At 36.4% G+C, this 19006-nt stretch carries 19 protein-coding genes; 4 read left to right on the top strand and 15 right to left on the bottom strand.

Going from position 1 to position 19006, the window contains the following annotated elements:
- Positions 1–47: 47 nt before the first annotated feature.
- The 4 genes from AC52CF_RS03375 to folK all read right to left on the bottom strand — a co-directional run bounded on the left by AC52CF_RS03375 (position 48) and on the right by folK (position 5082).
- Entirely contained in the window at positions 48–1949 is a 1902-nt protein-coding gene (locus tag AC52CF_RS03375; protein WP_496517854.1) for a RecQ family ATP-dependent DNA helicase, read from the bottom strand.
- A gap of 78 nt (positions 1950–2027) precedes the next feature.
- Entirely contained in the window at positions 2028–3488 is a 1461-nt protein-coding gene (locus AC52CF_RS03380; RefSeq protein ID WP_375180872.1) for an OmpA family protein, read from the bottom strand.
- Positions 3489–3529: 41 nt separating this feature from the next.
- The gene (locus AC52CF_RS03385; protein WP_214590781.1) at positions 3530–4645 is read right to left on the bottom strand and encodes an outer membrane beta-barrel protein; all 1116 of its coding nucleotides are present in this window, start codon (positions 4643–4645) and stop codon (positions 3530–3532) included.
- Positions 4646–4662: 17 nt separating this feature from the next.
- Positions 4663–5082: a 2-amino-4-hydroxy-6-hydroxymethyldihydropteridine diphosphokinase gene (folK, locus tag AC52CF_RS03390; protein ID WP_214590780.1), complete on the bottom strand. Its 420-nt coding sequence runs from the start codon at positions 5080–5082 to the stop codon at positions 4663–4665.
- 20 nt (positions 5083–5102) lie between these two features.
- On the opposite strand from folK, the gene sppA reads away from it, so the two are divergent.
- Positions 5103–6860: a signal peptide peptidase SppA gene (gene sppA, locus AC52CF_RS03395; RefSeq protein ID WP_214590779.1), complete on the top strand. Its 1758-nt coding sequence runs from the start codon at positions 5103–5105 to the stop codon at positions 6858–6860.
- A gap of 78 nt (positions 6861–6938) precedes the next feature.
- On the opposite strand, the gene AC52CF_RS03400 is transcribed toward sppA, so the two are convergent.
- The 6 genes from AC52CF_RS03400 to lnt all read right to left on the bottom strand — a co-directional run bounded on the left by AC52CF_RS03400 (position 6939) and on the right by lnt (position 10846).
- Entirely contained in the window at positions 6939–7208 is a 270-nt protein-coding gene (locus AC52CF_RS03400) for a GlsB/YeaQ/YmgE family stress response membrane protein (RefSeq protein WP_214590778.1), read from the bottom strand.
- Positions 7209–7271: 63 nt separating this feature from the next.
- Positions 7272–8225 (bottom strand): signal recognition particle-docking protein FtsY, encoded by a 954-nt coding sequence (gene ftsY / locus AC52CF_RS03405; RefSeq protein WP_087712363.1) that lies wholly within the window; start codon positions 8223–8225, stop codon positions 7272–7274.
- A 196-nt stretch (positions 8226–8421) separates the two neighbouring features.
- A complete protein-coding gene (locus AC52CF_RS03410) occupies positions 8422–8571 on the bottom strand; it encodes a DUF4295 family protein (protein WP_087712364.1) in 150 nt (49 codons plus the stop codon).
- A 20-nt stretch (positions 8572–8591) separates the two neighbouring features.
- A complete protein-coding gene (rpmG, locus tag AC52CF_RS03415; protein WP_027379950.1) occupies positions 8592–8774 on the bottom strand; it encodes a 50S ribosomal protein L33 in 183 nt (60 codons plus the stop codon).
- Positions 8775–8777: 3 nt separating this feature from the next.
- Entirely contained in the window at positions 8778–9020 is a 243-nt protein-coding gene (gene rpmB / locus AC52CF_RS03420) for a 50S ribosomal protein L28 (RefSeq protein ID WP_002976757.1), read from the bottom strand.
- Positions 9021–9211: 191 nt separating this feature from the next.
- Positions 9212–10846 carry an apolipoprotein N-acyltransferase gene (lnt, locus tag AC52CF_RS03425; RefSeq protein ID WP_375180873.1) on the bottom strand — a complete coding sequence of 545 codons (1635 nt, stop codon included), beginning with the start codon at positions 10844–10846 and terminating at the stop codon, positions 9212–9214.
- 55 nt (positions 10847–10901) lie between these two features.
- Here lnt and AC52CF_RS03430 point away from each other — a divergent pair, with 55 nt between their 5' ends.
- Complete coding sequence (locus tag AC52CF_RS03430; RefSeq protein WP_375180874.1) at positions 10902–11324, top strand: VanZ family protein; 423 nt, start codon at positions 10902–10904, stop codon at positions 11322–11324.
- A gap of 395 nt (positions 11325–11719) precedes the next feature.
- On the opposite strand, the gene proC is transcribed toward AC52CF_RS03430, so the two are convergent.
- Genes proC through AC52CF_RS03455 form a run of 5 tightly spaced genes read right to left on the bottom strand, consistent with a single transcriptional unit; the run spans position 11720 to position 15834 of the window.
- Entirely contained in the window at positions 11720–12523 is an 804-nt protein-coding gene (gene proC, locus AC52CF_RS03435) for a pyrroline-5-carboxylate reductase (RefSeq protein WP_235129724.1), read from the bottom strand.
- Positions 12524–12538: 15 nt separating this feature from the next.
- Complete coding sequence (locus AC52CF_RS03440) at positions 12539–13105, bottom strand: hypothetical protein (RefSeq protein WP_375180875.1); 567 nt, start codon at positions 13103–13105, stop codon at positions 12539–12541.
- Between the two features lie 9 nt (positions 13106–13114).
- Positions 13115–14128, bottom strand: coding sequence for a UDP-N-acetylmuramate dehydrogenase (gene murB / locus AC52CF_RS03445; protein ID WP_375180876.1), 1014 nt, complete (start codon positions 14126–14128; stop codon positions 13115–13117).
- A 4-nt stretch (positions 14129–14132) separates the two neighbouring features.
- The gene (locus tag AC52CF_RS03450) at positions 14133–14612 is read right to left on the bottom strand and encodes a hypothetical protein (RefSeq protein WP_308003829.1); all 480 of its coding nucleotides are present in this window, start codon (positions 14610–14612) and stop codon (positions 14133–14135) included.
- Positions 14613–14628: 16 nt separating this feature from the next.
- A complete protein-coding gene (locus tag AC52CF_RS03455; protein ID WP_076390929.1) occupies positions 14629–15834 on the bottom strand; it encodes a pyridoxal phosphate-dependent aminotransferase in 1206 nt (401 codons plus the stop codon).
- Positions 15835–16033: 199 nt separating this feature from the next.
- Here AC52CF_RS03455 and AC52CF_RS03460 point away from each other — a divergent pair, with 199 nt between their 5' ends.
- The gene (locus AC52CF_RS03460; protein WP_375180877.1) at positions 16034–17218 is read left to right on the top strand and encodes a hypothetical protein; all 1185 of its coding nucleotides are present in this window, start codon (positions 16034–16036) and stop codon (positions 17216–17218) included.
- A 10-nt stretch (positions 17219–17228) separates the two neighbouring features.
- A complete protein-coding gene (locus AC52CF_RS03465; RefSeq protein WP_375180878.1) occupies positions 17229–18653 on the top strand; it encodes a hypothetical protein in 1425 nt (474 codons plus the stop codon).
- Positions 18654–19006: the final 353 nt, after the last annotated feature.

The following is a 19006-nucleotide window of genomic DNA, read 5'->3' on the forward strand; positions in this document are numbered from 1 at the left end:
TGACAGTTGGAATCAGAAAAATGTAATGCTGAGCTTACTGAAGTATCTTAAGCCAAAGCATACGTTCTGAAATTCAGCATTTTTACTTTACCGGTATCCAGAAGAAAAATTAAATTTTCCAGAATATTCTCTTTTGAATGATAGCTCAGCTGGATAGAAAGTTCTTCAATCGTTGCCGGTCTTTTGCCGAGCAGATTCAGAATCTGGTGTGAAATATTTTTCCCGAAGATTGACTGTTTATTTCGCTCACAGACAGAGCATTGCCCACAGTTTTTAGCATTTTTTTCACCGAAATAGTTTAGGATGAGCTTCATTTTACAGTATTTTTCATCTTCGATGTAAAATTTCATTTCTTCCCACTTCTGGATTTTATTTTTCTGAATATGTTCAAAAAGTTTCCAGTACACAGAGCTGTTTAATCTTTCATCTCTTGGTTTCAGAAATTTTACGCTGGTTAAAGCACCATCAATATATTCCACATATCCTTTTTGCTGAAGTTCTTTTAGTCTTTCTTTAATCAGTTCCACACTTGATCCGATTTTTCCGCTTACCTGCTGTTCACTGAACATCACTTTATGTGTAGTAATTCCGGAAATCGTACGAAGCATCAATTCTAAAAAATAGGCATCTTTTCGTGGCAGCTGATCGATTTCATGGGCTTCCATCAAAAGTTGTAGTGATGAAAGACTTTTATGTTCGTTAAAATAAATAATTTCCTGATTGTGAAGAAAATTGAGAACGTTTCTGATCTTCGCATTCGAAAGTTTCGTGAAATTATAAATTCCGTTGATATTCAGTTGAAAAACTTTTTCCGGAAGCTCAAATTCAGCAACCTGAAAAATAGAGTAGAGGTAAGTGACGATTTTTAGAAATTCAGCTTTATTGGGAATCTGGTTCTTTAAAATCTGATCAAAATTTAAAAGTTCCTGCTTATTCCAAAGCAGAAATGCAAAACTTTCTTTTCCGTCTCTTCCGGAACGACCGATTTCCTGATAATAATTTTCAATGGAAGGAGCAGGAGAGTAATGAAGTACAAAACGTACATTATCCTTATCAATTCCCATCCCGAAAGCATTGGTGGAAATTAAAACATGGTTACTGCTTCTGTTCCATATTTCCTGTTTGGTATTTTTTTCTTTCGTGGATAAACCTGCGTGAAAGTAATCTACATTTTTAAGCTGATTTTTTTTCAGAAATTCACTGAGGAGTTCGGCTTCTTTTCTCGTTCTCACATAAACGATTCCCGATTCGTTGGAGAATTTTAAAATATCGAAGACTTTCTGAAATTTATCCGAAACTTCTTCCATGAAAATTTTAATATTGTCTCTTTTAAAACTTTTTTGAAAGACTTGTGGATTTTTCAGTTCCAGTTTTAATTTTATTTCCTCCAGAACTTTTGGCGTAGCAGTTGCCGTTAAAGCCAGACACGAAATTTCAGGATTGTTTTTTCTGAATTCTTTGATATTCTGATAACTCGGACGGAAATCCTGTCCCCACTCTGAGATGCAATGCGCTTCATCTACTGCAATGAATGACAGTTCGATTTCTTCAATATTCTGCAGAAACTGTTTATTGGTAATTCGTTCGGGAGAAATATACAGCAACTTTGTCAGTCCTTCTTTGCATCGGTCATAGATATTTTCAGCATCATACTCATCCAGTTCCGAAGACAGATATTCTGCTTCGATTCCTCTTGATTTCAATTGGTTTACCTGATCTTTCATCAAAGCCAGTAAAGGGGAAATAACCAGACAAGTTCCTTCTTTTAATAAAGCAGGAAGCTGATAGCAAAGCGATTTTCCGGCTCCGGTCGGCAGAAGAACAAGAGTGTCTTTTTCATTGATAACAGAATCGATAATCGCTTCCTGAGAATCCCGAAAACCATCATAACCCCAGAAATGTTTCAGGGTTTTAAATTTTAGCTCTTGAAAATCTTGCTGAGAAATCATGGGATAAAAGTAATAAAAGTATTCCGACAAAAAAAGCCACGCAATGCATGGCTTTTATGTATTTAATAATAAATTTAATTATTTAGCTTCGAAGTAAACTCTTCTGTTTGCTCTGTTTTTCCATTCAGGGCATTTTGTAGCAGGGTTACATTCAGGATACTTAAGATCTTTTTCACCTCTACCTACTGCGTTTAATTTACCAGACTGAACTCCGTTTTTAATTAAATAATCTTTTACGTTGTTCGCTCTTCTTTCGGAAAGTTTTTGGTTGTACGCATCAGAAGCTCTTGTATCTGTTGCTCCAACTACCGTATAAGATCCACTGGAAGAATTAATGTAATTTACTGCGTTGTTAAGAATTGGAGTGTTAGAAGGTAAAATTCTGTCTGAATTCAGATCAAATTCAATTCCTTCCAGAGTTCTTGTAGAATCAGTTACAGGTCCAACCGGAGTAGGAGCTGTTGTAGGACAGCCTTGGTTTTCAACTGGTCCCGGAACGGTTACACACTTATCGTAAAGATCGATTACACCGTCAAGATCAGTATCAAGAGCTACACCTGCACCGTCCACTCTTGCACCTGCAGGAGTATCAAGCTGTCTGTCCCAATCGTCGCAAACACCGTCGTTATCAAGATCTCCTTTCTTACAAACTTCAATATCCTGGTTTTTGTTAGCCAAAACATCTAGTTTATAGTAGATCTCCTGAAGCGGATCATGCCACATTAAGTGAGATTCGTGTTTTCCAAGTTTTAGAGAAACCCCTAAAGTAGCATTAAAGAAGTTATCAGAAACCTGTTCTTCACGCTGGTTGATCGGATCGTATTTACGGCCTCCACCATCGAATTCATCATCTCCGGTCATTACATACATTAATCTACCTTCTATGTCGATTCTTCTGTTTACTTTAAATTTCACACCGGCACCTGCCTGAGCGAACATTGAACCAAGCTGGAACGGCTTAATTTCCGCAGCCAGTCTTTGTCCTTTTTCATCCTTCTGGAAAGCTCTGTATGCTATTGTTCCCACACCTGCATATCCGTGTAAAGCCCATCTGTAAGGAGAATGGTTATCAACTCTTCTGAATAGGTTTGAGAAGTTAATATCTCCTAATAATGAGATCGCATCATATTGCGTTCTTGCACCTACGTGCTGAGTTGCAGAGGCATCACTAGGGGCAGAATCTTTGGTATTGAACCATCCTTGTCTGGTTTCACCTCTGTCATATTGTAAATTAATACCAAAAGCATGAGTAATAGCTTTATCAATACTCACATATGCAGAATAACCAAAAAGGTTTTTACCGTTTCCGTTTTTTATAGATGTTAAATCTGAAGACTGCATTAAAGGTACACCAGCACCGAAAGAGATTGCCCAATCGTTAAAACGTTTAGATTTATTGGTAAACGGGGAAACATTTGCAGAGCCCGATGAGAACGTATTTGGATATTGCCCGTTTGAAACTACCGCAGTTGAGTCCTGTGCAAAGGCAACTGTAGGAACAGTAAGTGCTAATGCAACAATTGCTAAACTTAATTTCATAGTGTATTTTTTATTTAGTTAATTAAATGATTTAGTTATAGTTATTTAGTTGTAGTTGGACAACCTTGGTTTTCAACCGGCCCCGGAACCGTTACACACTTATCATATAAATCGATTACGCCATCCAGATCCATGTCTAAAGCAACTCCGGCTCCGTCTACTCTTGCTCCTGCAGGAGTATCAAGCTGTCTGTCCCAATCGTCACATACTCCGTCGTTATCAAGATCTCCTTTTTCACAAACTACAAGATCTGTACTTTTATTTTCCAGAACATAGGCTCTGTAATAAGCTTCCTGAAGCGGATCGTGCCATGCAAGGTGAGAATTGTGTTTTCCTAATTTGAAAGAAACTCCCAGGTTAACAGTCCATGCATTGTCTGATCTTCTTTTATTAAGCATATTATATTTTGAAACTTTTGAAGTAACATCATAATCTGCCGGACCTGCGTTACCGCCACCGTCGAATTCGTCGTCTCCACTGATGATATACATTGTTCTTGCTTCAATGTCGATAAGTTTCGAAACTTTATACTTCAAACCGGCACCAAACTGATAATAAACCGAGTTGATGTCTAATTTTTGGTTGATAAATAAAGGTATTCTGGCAGGAGTAGTGCTCCATCTGAACTCATTATTATCGTACAAAGAGGTATTATAGTTCATTAAACCGATACCTGCATAACCGTGCAATGCCCATCTGTATGGAGAATGATTGTCTACTCTTCTTAAGAGATTAGAAAAGTTAACATCTCCCATTAAAGCAACCTGATTATATTTTGTTTTTGCTTCTGCAACTCCGGCAGCTACACCTGCAGCACCTTCAAGCTGCCCTCTCTGATTGGTTTCACCTCTCTGATAAATAAGGCTGATTCCTACAACGTGGTTAATCTGTTTGTCTAAGCTTACATAAGTGTTGTATCCCCAGTTGATCTTTTTATCTGTAATAGATTTAAGATCGGAGTGTACCATAAAAGCAGCACCTCCACCTACTGATACAGACCAGTCGTTAAATCTTTTAGCTTTTGTGTCGAAAGGTTGAACATTGGCAGAACCTGAAGAGAATGTATTTGGATACCTATCATTTGAAGTAACAGCTATACTATCTTGTGCGTAAGCAGCGATAGGCAACGTAGCCAATAATAATAAACCTAATTTCATACAATATGTTTTATGTTTTATTTGATAAAATGCTTTAATAATGTTCTGGAAAATTCTCTTTCAAAAAGATGCTTTTTGTGAGGGATTTCCAATCTTTCTGAGACAAATTTTAATTCATTATATGTAACGATATCTATGTCTATTACTCTATCAGAATATCCTCCTGAAGCTTTAGAATCGTTAGTTCTTCCCATTTCTTGTTCAATACTTTTAACAAAATCAAGCAGTTGAATAGGCGAAAGATGAGTCAACATTATCAGTGCAATATTACAAAAAATATTAGAACTGGCAAATTCTACAGGCTCGGATATTAAAAATTCACTTAATTTTAATATTTCATTTCCACCATTTTGCAGTTTTTTTATAGCGGTTTCAAGATTTTTTTTTTGATCTCCAAGATTACTTCCGAGTAACAAAACGACTTTATGTTGCGACATATTATTAAAATGATTGATTTATGAAAAGTTTTTTTAAAAATGTACTGGCAAATATAGTGGCAATTGTCATTTTATGCGCTGTGTTTTTCTTCTTTTTCGTCATCATGCTTGTGTTCAGCGCGATGGGAAGTGAGAAATCCGTAGTGGTAAAGAAAAATTCTGTCCTTACGATTAATTTAAAAACCAATATAATAGATAGTCCTACAGAAGAGCAGAAAGGACTTTTTAATATTAGCGAACAAACAAAAAATGTGTTGATTTATGATGCTATTGAAGCCATCGAAAAAGCAAAAACCGATGATAATATTAAAGGAATAAGTATTGAAGCCGATTATTTAAATGCAGGAATTACTCAGATTGACGATCTCAGAAATGCTATTCAGGATTTTAAAAAGAGTGGGAAATTTGTTTATGCTTATGGAAATACGGTTTCTCAGGCGGCTTATTATTTAGGATCGGTTGCAGATCAGTATTATCTTAATCCTTCGGGAATGATCGAGCTTAAAGGTCTGGCAACGGAAGTCGCTTTTTATAAAGATTTTGCCGATAAATACGGAATCGGGATTGAAGTTATCCGTCACGGAAAATTTAAATCTGCTGTTGAACCTTTTTTGAGAAACGATATTTCTCCGGAAAATAAAGAGCAGTTAAGCACACTTTTAAATGATATCTGGAAAAACACTTCTTCAAGAATGGCGGTTTCAAGAAAAATAGATACGGCACAGTTCAGAACGGTTGTGGACAGTCTTTACGGAATGATTCCTGATTTAAGTTTAAAATATAAACTGGCAGATAAGCTTATTCAGAAAACAGAATACGATCAATTAATTAAATCGAAGTTAAATTTATCAGGAGACGATAAGTTAAATAAAATTTCTTTAGGTAAATATATTGCTTCTTATTCTGATGATGAAAAATCAGGAGACAGAGTAGCAGTTCTGTATGCTTCAGGTTCTATTAATGGAGGAGACGATTATAATGATATCCATTCCGAGAAATATATTAAATACATTAAAGAACTTCAGGATAATGATAAAGTGAAAGCGGTCGTTTTCAGAATTAATTCTCCGGGAGGAAGTGCAAACGCTTCGGATGAAATTTTGTTTGAACTTCAGCAGTTGAAAAAGAAAAAACCATTAATTGTTTCCTTTGGAGATTATGCGGCTTCCGGAGGGTATTATATAGCAATGGCGGCAGATAAAATTTATTCTGAACCCAATACACTTACGGGATCGATCGGAGTTTTCGGAGTAATTCCTTACTTCAAAGATATTGCGAATAAAAACGGAATCCGTTCAGATATTGTCTCTACCAATGCGAATTCTCAATATTATTCTTCTCTAAACGGAGTTACGCCTTATGGGGTGAGTTTGATTACAAGAAGTGTGGAAGGAACTTATAAAAGATTCGTGCATTTTGTAACGCAGAATAGAAAACAGACTTTTGAACAGATTGACAGTGTAGGAGGAGGAAGAGTATGGAGCGGAACAAGAGCCAAACAGATCGGTCTTGTTGATGAATTGGGAACATTGAATGATGCCGTAAAATTTGCTGCTCAGAAAGCAGGATTAAAATCTTACGAAGTTTCTTCTTATCCTAAAAGCATGACCCCTTTCGAGCAGATCTTTAAAGATCTTAATGAAGATGATATTTCTGCAAGAGTGGTGAAAAACAAAATCGGAAAAGCAAATTATGAACTCTTAGAACAGATCGTAGAGGAAAGAAAACTACAGTCTGAAGTGAAAATGGAAATGCCTTACCAGATCAAAATCAACTAACTAAATTATATATATTTTACAAGAAACGGCGGATTTGAATTTCAAATCCGCCGTTTTAATTTTTTATCCTAATCGAGTTTAGCTTTTTTTGGTAAGCATTCCGTAGATCCACAGAACAATTAAAGCGCCTCCCACTGAAAATATAATGGGCCAGAAGTGAAACATTCTTTCGTCGCTTGCTCCGCCTCCTCCAAAAACAGCATTGGCAATAAATCCGCCTACTAAGGCACCTATAATTCCTAAAATACAGGTCATTAACCAACCCATGTTTTGTTTGCCCGGCATAATCATTTTAGCCAAAGCTCCTACAACTAGTCCAAAGATAATCCAAAGAATAAATGTAAACATAATAATTATTTTTTTAAAATTAGTGTTAATAGATACAACTAATTTATAAAAAAATATTAGTTGTTATCTTTTCTTGAAAAAAGAATCTACAAACTCCGTACCATTAAACAACTGCAAATCCTGCATCTTCTCTCCAACGCCGATATATTTCACAGGAATCTGGAATTGGTCTGAAATTCCGATAACAACGCCTCCTTTTGCAGTTCCGTCGAGTTTGGTAACCGCTAAAGCATTAACTTCCGTAGCGGCTGTAAACTGTTTTGCCTGTTCAAAAGCATTCTGACCGGTAGAGCCGTCAAGAACCAGTAGAATCTCATGAGGAGCATCCGGAATAACCTTCTGCATTACTCTCTTGATTTTTGAAAGCTCGTTCATCAGGTTAATTTTGTTGTGAAGTCTTCCTGCCGTATCAATGATAACCACGTCTGCATTTTGGGCAACCGCACTCTGTACCGTATCAAAAGCAACGGAAGCCGGATCTGATCCCATTTCCTGCTTTACAATAGGAACTCCGACTCTTTGGCTCCAGATCACCAACTGATCTACTGCAGCGGCTCTGAAGGTATCTGCTGCTCCTAAAACCACCTTTTTCCCTTCTGAAGTAAACTGATGTGCCAGTTTTCCAATAGTGGTCGTTTTTCCTACGCCGTTTACACCAACAACCATAATGACGTAAGGCTTTTTGGAAGTGTCGATATTTCCGGTTCCGGCGTGTGGATTTTCAAGCAGAAGACCTGAGATTTCTTCACGAAGGATTTTATCAAGTTCGTTTACACCAACGTATTTGTCTCTTGCAACACGTTCTTCAATTCTTTCTATAATTTTGATGGTGGTGGATGCGCCAACGTCGGATGCAATGAGTACTTCTTCAAGATCATCAAGAACTTCATCATCTACTTTGCTTTTGCCGACTACGGCTTTCGTCATTTTTTCAAAGAAACCCTGGCTGGATTTTTCCAATCCTTTATCTAACGTTTCTTTTTCTTCTTTTTTAAAAATATTCTTAAACCAACTCATCTTATGAATTACGGAATTTTATGTTTTAATGATGGAAGCGGGAGATGGAGGATTAAAGTTTACAATCTTACTTTACAATGATATGTAATAAACTTCCGGCACCCAGCTTATGACTTCCAGATTAGATTAAAAGCAAAGATAACAAAAAAACTACCCAAAATATGAGTAGTTTTTTATATTGTAAATAAAGTGAAGATTATTTTTTCAAATAACCGTCAACTTCGTCTGCATTCATTACTTTTTCTTCGAAAACGTAAGCTCCTGATTTTGGAGACTTCACCATTTTCACCACTTTGGTCATTTTTTTAGACCCGGTTTGTAGGGTTGCTACTACTTTCTTTGCCATGGTAAATTATATTTTATAAATTACTTGATTTCTTTGTGAACTGTAACTTTCTTAAGAACAGGATTGTATTTTTTCAATTCCAATCTCTCTGTAGTGTTCTTTTTATTTTTTGTAGAAATGTATCTTGACATTCCTGGCATACCGCTTTCTTTGTGCTCTGTACATTCAAGGATTACTTGAACTCTGTTTCCTTTTTTTGCCATGATTTAGTTCTTTTTTATCAATCCGTTTCTAGTAGCTCTTTCAATAGCTTCCTCGATTCCAATCTTGTTAATCACTCTCAATCCATGAGCTGATACTTTCAGTGTTACGTGCTTATCCTGCTCCGGAAGGTAAAATTTCTTCTCTAATAAGTTAATTTCAAAACGACGCTTCGTTTTGTTATTAGCGTGAGAAACGTTGTTACCAACCATTGCACGCTTTCCTGTTATTTGGCAAATTCTTGACATATCTCGATGTTCTTATTTGTACTATAATATTTGAGTGTGCAAAATAACGAAGAATTTTTCAGATAGACAAATCTTTTACAAAATTATTTATAAATAATATACAGATTATTAATCCCGATTTCTGGTAATATCACTCACAGCACGCACTGGCTTTAAGAATGATTTATTTCATATTCCGGAAATAATAATTTTTAAGCCTTCTGCGTCTTTCTCTGAAACCAGCGGATTAAAAAATAAAACAGCAGAAATCCTAAAGCAAAAATGGAGAATCTTGACAGAAGATCTCCTGATCTCGTATAAAAAGTCATCCCATCATACAGGTTTATTTTAGAAAATAAAGCGGTTTTATCGCCGTAAAAAGTATCTTCCATGATTTCCCCTTTCGCATTAATATGCGCAGAAATTCCGCTGTTTGCAGCTCTTGCGATTTCTCTTCGGGTTTCAATAGCTCTTAATTTTGCGTAGGAAAGAAGCTGTTTATGCCCTTCTGTAACGCCCCACCATGAATCGTTGGTCATGATGGCTAAAAAATTGGCGCCTTTTTTTACATACTCTCCCGTAAATTCACCATAAATACTTTCATAACAGATGATCGGAGCAACTTTTCCTTTGTTGAAAGGATTTGAAAAAGCAACCCTTTCTTTATCGGTTCCCAGAGAAGCTACTGTTCCGCCCAGATTAATCATCGCATCACCCAAAAGAGGCTTTAAATAGTTCATATAGGGGAAGATTTCCACACCCGGAACGAGCTTTCCTTTGTGGTAGACTTCTACCTTTTGATTAGGAATAACCTGCACCGCCGAATTGAAACTTTCCACCCAAAGTCCTGTATGAATCTGGTAAGCTTCTTTCGGCAAATTGTTTTCACTTGTAAAAAAACGATGCGAAGAAATTCCTGTTGCGAAAACCGAACCCGGATGTTTAGTTAAAAATCCTTTAAGATTGTTTAAAATAACACTCTTTTCAAAAGCGGTTTCCGAAATAGAACCTCTTCCCGGAAGCGCAGTTTCGGGCGCAATGTAATAGTCTATTTTTGTTTTAGAATTTCTTTCGGCAAGGCTTAGAAGATCGTTTTCGATGGTTAAGCTGTCCTGCGTATACTTTTCTGCATACGGATCCAGATCAGGCTGAAGCATCAGAACATTAACGCTTCCGATGGGTTTTTCATCAAAATTATTATATTTCACCACAGAAATAATCATCGGAATAATGATTAAAGCGGCGACAATGGAGGTGTTCTTAATAAGTTCTTTTCTTTTTCTTCCTGCTTCCCAGATTCTTACAGTGTAGAAAATCAATACATTAATGAGCAGGATCCAGAAGCTTCCGCCGGTTGCGCCCAAAGTATCGTACCACTGGATAAGTTTAGGATAATCGGAAAAAACATTTCCAAGATTCAGCCATGGCCACGTTAATTCCCATCCTAAATGGAACTTTTCAAAGCTCATCCAGATTGCGATCAGAAATCCTAAACCCCAATAGGTTCCCTGTGCATTTTTGTACCAGTGATAGCACTGGAAAACCAATGAATACAGGAAAGAATTGACCAGAACCGGAAATACAACCGCCATCATAGAATGGCTTCCGTCCGGATTTTTGGAACCATAAAGCCATCCTGTTGTTACCACATTCCAGATCACAAAACAGAGGTAGGAAAGTCCGAAAACCACCCAGCTTTTTCTGTTGTAATCTGAAAATTTAGACACGCCGTGTTCCATCATCAAAAGCGGAACAAGCGCAAAAAATATAAAAAACGGAACGCCGTAAGTAGGCCACGAAACGGACAAAAGCATCGCTGAAATGAGCGTAAGTAAAACGTATTTCATTAAATTGATTTAACATACAAATTTAATGTTTTTGAAATGAATAAATTTGCAAACGATGTTAAAGAAATCTTATAAAATTATTATCGTTCCCTACACGCTGTTTTTGCTGTACCTCATGTTTTTCGGGATGGGCAGAACGCAGATGGAAGATAATCTGTTAACCATAGAGCCGATATTTTCTACCATTAATTTCATTAAAGGATGTATTTCATGGAAAGAAATCGTGACTATTGTTGTCGGAAATGTGGTGATGTTTATTCCCTTCGGATTTCTAGGCTGGATTTTTCCTAAACTTCAGGATTTACAGAATCTTCTTTTTACGTTTATTTCGGCAATTACCATTGTAGAGGCACTTCAGTACTTTTCCAGAATGGGAATTTTTGAGGTGGATGATATTATTCTGAATACTTTTGGGGTATTTCTAGGCTTTTTGATGAAGAATTTTATCGAAAAACGATTTCCAAGCGGGATGGTTTGAAATATTTAAGAATACATCAATAGAAATGGATTTTAGTTTATTATAATGATAAAAAAACTCAGTTTGGATAAGAAATAAGTTTAAATAATTGGTTTGTAGTATTGTATTGATTTATCGCAAAGCAAAACAAAAGATTTTTTTTACCTATTAAAAGTTGATAAGCTAAACAAAGGCACTTCGTTTATTTAAAAAAGACAAAATGGTATTACTTTGATCAGTTTTACGCCTTTGCATATCCTAAAAGCTGAATTCATCATAATTGAATCTCTTTGTTTAAACTTGCGTTTAAGAAGACTTATCCCGAACTCAGATTAAAAAAAGAAAATCGGCTTTAGCCGAAACTTAGTATAAATTCAGGCTGAAGTCGATTTTATTTATCCTCTGAAAAAGTCTGATTATCCGTTCAGTTCCTTCGCACGTTTTTCTGCACTGAGAATTCCATCCTTCAGAATTTCCTTTAAATTATTTTCATTGAATGATTTCAGGGCAGCTTCAGTGGTTCCGCCTTTGGAAGCCACATCTTTTATGAGTTCTTCCAGACTTTTATCCGAATTGTTGATTAAATGATACGCTCCCAACATCGTCTGTTTTACAAAAAGCTGGGAAAGATTTTCTTCGATTCCCATTTCTACACCCGCTTTTATCATCGCATCGATAATGTAGTAAAAATAAGCAGGTCCGCTTCCCGAAAGCGCGGTAACGCTGTCTAACAATTCTTCATTTTCCAGATAAACAGATCTTCCGGTAGAATTTAATAGTCTTTCGATATTGATTAACTGGCTGAAAGAAATTCCTTCCGCAGAAGTGTAGCCTGTAATTCCCATTCCGAGAAGAGTAGGAGAATTGGGCATGGCTCTTACAACCAATGGATGATTTAATAATTTCTGAATTTTCTCAATTTTAATTCCTGCCATAATCGATAAAACCATCTGGTTTTCTTTTAACTGAAACCGGAAATTTTCCGCTACGTGCTGAAAATCCTGAGGTTTTACGGCAATGATAATTAAATCTGCGTCTAAATCTTTCACTTCATCGAAAGTAGAGATCTTAGATTTTGGAAATTCTTCCGAGATTTTTGAAAATTTAGACTGGTTTCTTGTAATTAAATGAAGGTTTTCAGGCTTTATCAGTTCGTATTTCAAAAAAGATTTTGAAAAGGATAAGCCCATATTTCCGGCTCCGAGAATTGCTATTTTCATATTTGTGTGTCTTTATTATTCTTTTAAATATTTTCTGAAAGTTAATGAATACTTATCATTGAAAGTTACAAACTCTATATTTTTGAAAAGTATTTTACTTGGTTTTTTATCAATTTTTCCGGTTGCGTCATAATTTTTTACAGTTACTGACTTTTCATTTACCTCCAGTATTTCTCCTATTGTAAAGGTAAATTTATCTTTTTTTATTCCTTCAATGATGCAGTGGAAATTTTGGTCTTTTATTGATTTAAATAAAGATTCAAAGTTTTTTAAAGAAGTGTTTTTTATAATGTCTTGATCGAATGTAATCAGCATTTCTTGAGAAAATATTCGTTCTGATGCTTTTTCGAATTTATTATGACGGAAGCCTGAAATTCTGTTATACGGAATCACTTTTATTCCGTCCAGAGTAAAGTTGTGACATTCCTGAAGCATCAAAAAAGTATCAGAAAATTTAATGATGAAACCCGATGTCAAATCTTCTGAACTTTCGTCAAAAAAGTAAATTTTTATGTAATGTTTTTTACGAAAATGTTTTTCGATCTGCTTTTCGAATTCTTTTTCTGATAAATTTTGTGACATGATCAGTTTTTAAATAATATTCACCTCCCTTTCCAGTTCAATCCCGAATTTTTCTTTCACGGAATTAATAATCTCTGTTGAAAAATCAAAAATTTCCTTTCCGGTTGCGTTTCCGGTTGCGTTAACGATGACCAGAGCCTGTAATTTGTGAGAGGCAACATTTCCTATTTGTTTTCCTTTCCAGCCGGATTGTTCAATCAGCCATCCTGCAGGAACTTTTACAGAATTTCCGTTCGGATATCCCGGAATGTTTTCAAATTTCTGCTGTAATGTTTCAAACTGAGCCAAAGGAATCGTCGGATTTTTAAAGAAACTTCCCGCATTTCCTGTTTCTTTAGGATCGGGTAATTTGCTTTGTCTGATATTGATAACCGCTCTGGAAACATCCTGAATTGTAGGATTTTCAATACCTAAACTTTCAAGTTCAGACTGTATTGCGCCGTACTCTGTTTTGATTTTATGATTTCGGAAGGTAAGTCTGAACGAAACTTCTACAATCACATATTTACCTTTTCCTTCCTGCTTAAAAATTGAGTCTCTGTACCCGAATCTGCATTTTTCAAGATCAAAAGTTTCAATTTCCAGTGTTTCAAGATTTAAAACCTTGCAGTCATAGAAAACATCTTTAATTTCAGTTCCGTAAGCTCCGATATTCTGCATCGGCGAAGTTCCTACGTTCCCCGGAATTAAGGAAAGGTTTTCCAGTCCGCCAAAATTCTTATCCAGACAGAACATCACGAATTCGTGCCAGTTTTCGCCTGCTTTTGCCGTAACCAGAACTTCGTTTTCATTTACAGGCAGCACGGAAATTCCTTTCAGGTTTAATTTAATCACCAATCCGTCAAAATCTTTTGTAAATAAAACATTGCTTCCGCCTCCTAAAAATAAAGTATTAAGCGAATGAGAGCGGGAGAAACTAATAGCTTCTTTAAGTTCTTCAACGGTATGTATTTCGGTGAAATATCTTGCTTTTACATCTACTCCGAAAGTATTGTATGGCTTTAGTGAATAATTTTCGTGCATTGTTTTAGTTATATTCTGTTGGAAGAAGGACGTTAATCTGGTCTTTTAATTTCTGAAGCTGTTGATAATAAATAGTATCTGAATACGAATTTACATAAACGTGGTATTTTTTCGGTGTTCTGATCTGGAAAGTTTCATCAAATCCGTCAACCGGCTGTTTGCTGGGAGAGCTTTCGATTTTGTCTAACGTTTTTACATTAAGAGACGCCGTTACTCTTTTCCAGATTTGCGGGGTTATTGCAGATTTCCATTCTTTATGGATTTTCTTTGCTGAAACTCCCTGTTCTGCAAAAACAGAATCCTTGTTAATTTTTACGATTTTGTAATTTCCGAGATCTCCACCGATATCCGAATAGCTTATTGAAATAATTTCGTTGGCGTTTCCGGAATAATTTTCTTCCTTTTTGCTGTTACATGAAAAAAATATCAGCAATAAAATAAATAGTGAGAACAATTTCAAACTATGATATTTTATTGCTGACATATTATGTTAGTTTAAATTAAAGACTGAATTCTGATTTGTATTTTTCAAGAGCATCTTTAAGGATTGCTGCGCTTCTTCTTAAATCTTCCTCTTTCAGAACGTAAGCAATTCTTACCTGCTTTTTCCCCAGTTCCGGATTGCTGTAGAATCCTCCTGCAGGAGCCACCATAATGGTTTCGTTATTGTGGGAATAGCTTTCCAGAAGCCACTGTGCAAACTTTTCAGTATCATCTACCGGAAGTTCCGCAACGCAGTAGAATGCGCCTTTCGGTTTCGGGCAGATTACTCCCGGAATAGCGTTCAGTAAATCGACAAGGACATTTCTTCTGTGGGTATATTCTTCCCTTACCGCTCTGATGTAAGCTCCGTCATTTTGGTGAGCCGCCGTTGCCGCGATCTGTCCCAGTAAAACAGGGCTTAATCTTGCCTGTGCGAAAAGCATAGCCGCATCGTGAATTTTTTTAGAACGGGTAATCATACATCCGATTCTTACGCCGCACATTGAATAGCGTTTTGATTCTGAATCGATAATGATGCAGTTTTCTGCCAGTTCAGGAAAAGCCAGCATAGAAACCTGCTGTTTTCCGTCGTAAACATACTCTCTGTATACTTCGTCTGAAATAACTACGATGTCATATTTTAAAGCAATCTCTGCTAATTTCTGAAGTTCTTCACGGGTGTAAAGATAACCGGTAGGATTTCCGGGGTTGCAGATAACGATGGCTCTTGTTTTTTCGGTGATTTTTTTCTCAAATTCTTCAACCGGAGGAAGTGCAAAACCAGTATCAATGGTAGACGGAATCGCTACTACATTTACATTGAAAGTACTTGTAAATCCGTTGTAATTCGCATAATAAGGTTCAGGAATAATTACTTCATCACCATCATCACATAAAGTAGAAATGGCGAAATTTAAAGCTTCTGATCCTCCGTTGGTTACAATGAAATTATCCGGTGTAAGATCTGTGAAATCCAAAGAATGATAATATTCTGTAAGTGCTTTTCTGTAGTCGATATTTCCTTCAGAAAGTGCGTATTCCAATACTTTTAAATCGATATTTTTTAAAGCATTAAGTGCCGTTTCCGGAGTTTCAATATCCGGTTGCCCGATATTAAGATGATAAACTTTTGTCCCTTTCTGCTTCGCTTTTAGGGCGAAAGGAACCAATTTTCTTACCGGCGATGGCGGCATGTGGAGTGCTCTGTTTGAAATATTCGGCATTGTTCAAAAAATTTGTATGGCAAAAATAAGATATAATTTCGCAATAAAGAAATAAAGCTTATAAAGAAAGAATTTTAACGGGTTAAGTTGAATGATTTACTTTAAGGGTTCCTGTAAAATGAATATTTCCTTAATAATAGATACAGAAAGTGTTTTATTAATAATTTATTTTACTTTTGCGCGGAACTTAAATAGATATATGAAGAAATTAAATTTACTTTTTCCTGTCGTTTTGTTTTCGGTTCAGTCTGTATTCGGACAGAGAATTGATAAAGAAACCATCAGTTTTCAGTTGCTGAAAGAGCCTGTTTTTACAACAGATCTTGCCAACAGAAATTACACCATCACGGTAAAATCTCCTTATAATATTACAAAAGATGATGTTTTAAGGATGTCTAAAGAAGAGTACCAGAATCAGGTAAATAATTATCAGACGAATGTAGAAACAGCAAAGATCGAACATCAGGAAAGGCTGAAAGATTATGAAGCGGAAGTAAAAAAGCTTCAGGAAAAATTCAAGCTGGAATCTGCCGAGTACAATAAATTATCTGCGGTTGAAAAAATAGCCGCTGTAAACGGAGCGCCAATTTTAAGGCTGCCTTCAAGACCTGTTCTCAATATTCCGCCGATGCCGGTGTACAGACAGCCCGATCTTAAAGATGCTCTCATTGTCGATAATAAAATTCTTGCTTCACAGATGGATGTAGCGGGTTTTTCTAAAGGCGGGAACTATCTTGATGTGCTTGTTGAAATGGAGAGAACCAATTTTCAGGACAATCAGGGGAAAACATTTGCCAATCAGCCGGTGCGAATTGTCGGAAAACAGAACGGAGTGGTGAAATTAGACAAAACCTATTTTTCAGACTTTGCCGAAATTGCAAGTGTACCTACAAATGAAATTAACCTCAATGTCCACGAAAAAAGATATCTGCAGAGAACAATGGACCGTACAAGAAATATCATCAACGACAATTTCGGATATCAGACCATCAATTCATCGGTAACTTTAGAAACGGTAAAAAATAAAGGGGATTACGATGATCTGGAAAAAGCGTATATCTATGTAACCACCAATCTTAAAAAGCTTCAGGCAAAATCCGATTACGCGCCCAATAAAGTAGCCATGGAAAATATGCAGAAGGGAATCGAAATGTGGAAAACAGCGCTTACCAAAGTCAATTACAATGATAAAAAAGCCCTTTACAACCAGAAAATAGGAGAGTACCTTTATTTCAATTTAATAAGGCTGAATCTTGCTTTGGGAAATTACACAGAAGCAGAAAAATATTTAAACGAACTTCAGGAACATTTGGTAGACATTAAGCTGTCTTATGATGCCAACCTCGAATTAAAAAGATTAGAAGAAAAAATTTATAATAACTAAAGAAAATAAGATGATTAAACAGATTATTGCCTCTGTAATGATTACCGCTTCTGTATGCGCATTTGCACAGGTAAAAGTGGTGGAGGGAACAAAATTTACTACGGACGACAATCTTGAAACCGACGAAAAGCTGGTTTTGGCAGACGATTACAATTCTTATATGTTCAGCGCGATTAATATCGACGGATTGATGAGAAACGTATTTCCGCATAAAAAACTGCTGATGAGAAAACTCGATCAGAACGGAAGCCTTGTAGATACTTACATTCAGGATTACGCGAATAAAACCAACGGTGTTCTTCACAATTATCTGGGTTCTCAGCAGATTGATGAAGACCGATTTGTGGCATTTACGGAAGAATATTTCGGAAAAGAAAACAGAAAAGAGGTTTTTCAGCACGTTTTCAGCAAAAAATCGGGAACTTTCACCACAAAAAGTATTGCGAAATATATAATTGAATCTACGAACAAATCGGGAACGACCTACGTGGTTTTTTCTGAGAACGGAAAATATGCAGCCGTTTTCAACGACCGATATGCCACGAAAAAAACGGATAACATCAATGATGCTTTGGTGATTGATTTAAGAACATTAACGCCGCTTTGGAACAAAGAAATTTCTCTAAGCAGCGATTATGTGGAAAAATCATTAACCTTAACCAACTCCGGAAAAATTGTACTGCTTCGTAAAGCTGCAGGCTGGAAAGAATCCTATAAAATTGAGATGGTTTCCAACACGGAAGATAAAGATCTGCCTTTTGACGATAAATATATTCCTGAAAAATTATATGCCATCAGCAAAAACGACAGCGATTATCTGGTAACCTTCGGAAGAAAAAATCAGGCAGTTACGATGGGCGGAAGTACATTCGGAACAGTGATGTTCTACGACATCAAATCCGGAAAAGCCGTAATCAGCAATACCAATCTTGCGGGTGCTAAAGATATGAACGATGTGAAAGTGATTAAAACCATCGTAAAAGGAGATGAGGTTTTAATGGCGGTGCAGCAGGAAACAATTTCGAGACCGATGCCGACTGCAATGAACCGTTTTCCGGATCCTGAATATAAGCTTGATGTGGGTGTTTTAATGAAATTCAATAAAGAAGGAGAAGTAAAGCAGTTTGTACCGCTCGGAAGCAATCCTTCGGGAAGAAGAGTTCAGGTGATTGAGTCCGGAGACAATCTGTATGTTTCTGCATTCTATCCGAAAGGAGCATTCGGAAATACAGGTTTCTCCATGAAATCTTTCGATTTTGACACTCTGGCTCCGAAAGAACTTACACTCGATTATAAAGGGAGAAATTTCTTCCAGAATTATGGTTTCACAGACGGAAACTTAGTACAATTTGTTCCGGCAAACAATAAATTGTTGTTTCTGAACAAAAACGGGAAGGACGTTCAGATGTTCAGCGTTTACAATTTTGTGAAATAATTTAATCAAAATAATATTGAAAGAATCAGCCTTAAATTTTTAGGGCTGATTTTTTTGATTTAAAATAGTTCATTTTGATGATGAGAAATCGTTGCAAAACCATAAAATCGAATATTCTTAAAACCATTATTCATTGTTAAGTGTAACGGCTTTGTGAAACTAAAAAGATTTAATAATTAAAAAAATCCTTAGTGAGCATTGTGTTCAATTAAGCAATCGCCTTTCCAGAGCCACCGCCGAAAGGAGGAAGCCTTCGGGAACAGCCGAAACCATCTCGCCGGGAGGAGTAAACTTTCGGAACTCTCCGAGTGTATTCCGCCCAAGGTTACATACTATCGGGAACTTCCGAAACC

The organism is Chryseobacterium sp. 2P (genome assembly GCF_059579425.1).

What these genes read in the sequence shown, in the direction of transcription:
- AC52CF_RS03430 (WP_375180874.1), top strand. Translation starts at nt 10,902, where the DNA reads ATGTTAAAGAAATCTTATAAAATTATTATCGTTCCCTACACGCTGTTT.
- AC52CF_RS03440 (WP_375180875.1), bottom strand. Translation starts at nt 13,105, where the DNA reads ATGTCACAAAATTTATCAGAAAAAGAATTCGAAAAGCAGATCGAAAAA.
- AC52CF_RS03400 (WP_214590778.1), bottom strand. Translation starts at nt 7,208, where the DNA reads ATGTTTACATTTATTCTTTGGATTATCTTTGGACTAGTTGTAGGAGCT.
- rpmB (WP_002976757.1), bottom strand. Translation starts at nt 9,020, where the DNA reads ATGTCAAGAATTTGCCAAATAACAGGAAAGCGTGCAATGGTTGGTAAC.
- AC52CF_RS03450 (WP_308003829.1), bottom strand. Translation starts at nt 14,612, where the DNA reads ATGTCAGCAATAAAATATCATAGTTTGAAATTGTTCTCACTATTTATT.
- AC52CF_RS03455 (WP_076390929.1), bottom strand. Translation starts at nt 15,834, where the DNA reads ATGCCGAATATTTCAAACAGAGCACTCCACATGCCGCCATCGCCGGTA.
- AC52CF_RS03460 (WP_375180877.1), top strand. Translation starts at nt 16,034, where the DNA reads ATGAAGAAATTAAATTTACTTTTTCCTGTCGTTTTGTTTTCGGTTCAG.
- AC52CF_RS03385 (WP_214590781.1), bottom strand. Translation starts at nt 4,645, where the DNA reads ATGAAATTAGGTTTATTATTATTGGCTACGTTGCCTATCGCTGCTTAC.
- folK (WP_214590780.1), bottom strand. Translation starts at nt 5,082, where the DNA reads ATGTCGCAACATAAAGTCGTTTTGTTACTCGGAAGTAATCTTGGAGAT.
- lnt (WP_375180873.1), bottom strand. Translation starts at nt 10,846, where the DNA reads ATGAAATACGTTTTACTTACGCTCATTTCAGCGATGCTTTTGTCCGTT.
- AC52CF_RS03375 (WP_496517854.1), bottom strand. Translation starts at nt 1,949, where the DNA reads ATGATTTCTCAGCAAGATTTTCAAGAGCTAAAATTTAAAACCCTGAAA.
- AC52CF_RS03465 (WP_375180878.1), top strand. Translation starts at nt 17,229, where the DNA reads ATGATTAAACAGATTATTGCCTCTGTAATGATTACCGCTTCTGTATGC.
- sppA (WP_214590779.1), top strand. Translation starts at nt 5,103, where the DNA reads ATGAAAAGTTTTTTTAAAAATGTACTGGCAAATATAGTGGCAATTGTC.
- AC52CF_RS03380 (WP_375180872.1), bottom strand. Translation starts at nt 3,488, where the DNA reads ATGAAATTAAGTTTAGCAATTGTTGCATTAGCACTTACTGTTCCTACA.
- proC (WP_235129724.1), bottom strand. Translation starts at nt 12,523, where the DNA reads ATGAAAATAGCAATTCTCGGAGCCGGAAATATGGGCTTATCCTTTTCA.
- AC52CF_RS03410 (WP_087712364.1), bottom strand. Translation starts at nt 8,571, where the DNA reads ATGGCAAAGAAAGTAGTAGCAACCCTACAAACCGGGTCTAAAAAAATG.
- ftsY (WP_087712363.1), bottom strand. Translation starts at nt 8,225, where the DNA reads ATGAGTTGGTTTAAGAATATTTTTAAAAAAGAAGAAAAAGAAACGTTA.
- rpmG (WP_027379950.1), bottom strand. Translation starts at nt 8,774, where the DNA reads ATGGCAAAAAAAGGAAACAGAGTTCAAGTAATCCTTGAATGTACAGAG.
- murB (WP_375180876.1), bottom strand. Translation starts at nt 14,128, where the DNA reads ATGCACGAAAATTATTCACTAAAGCCATACAATACTTTCGGAGTAGAT.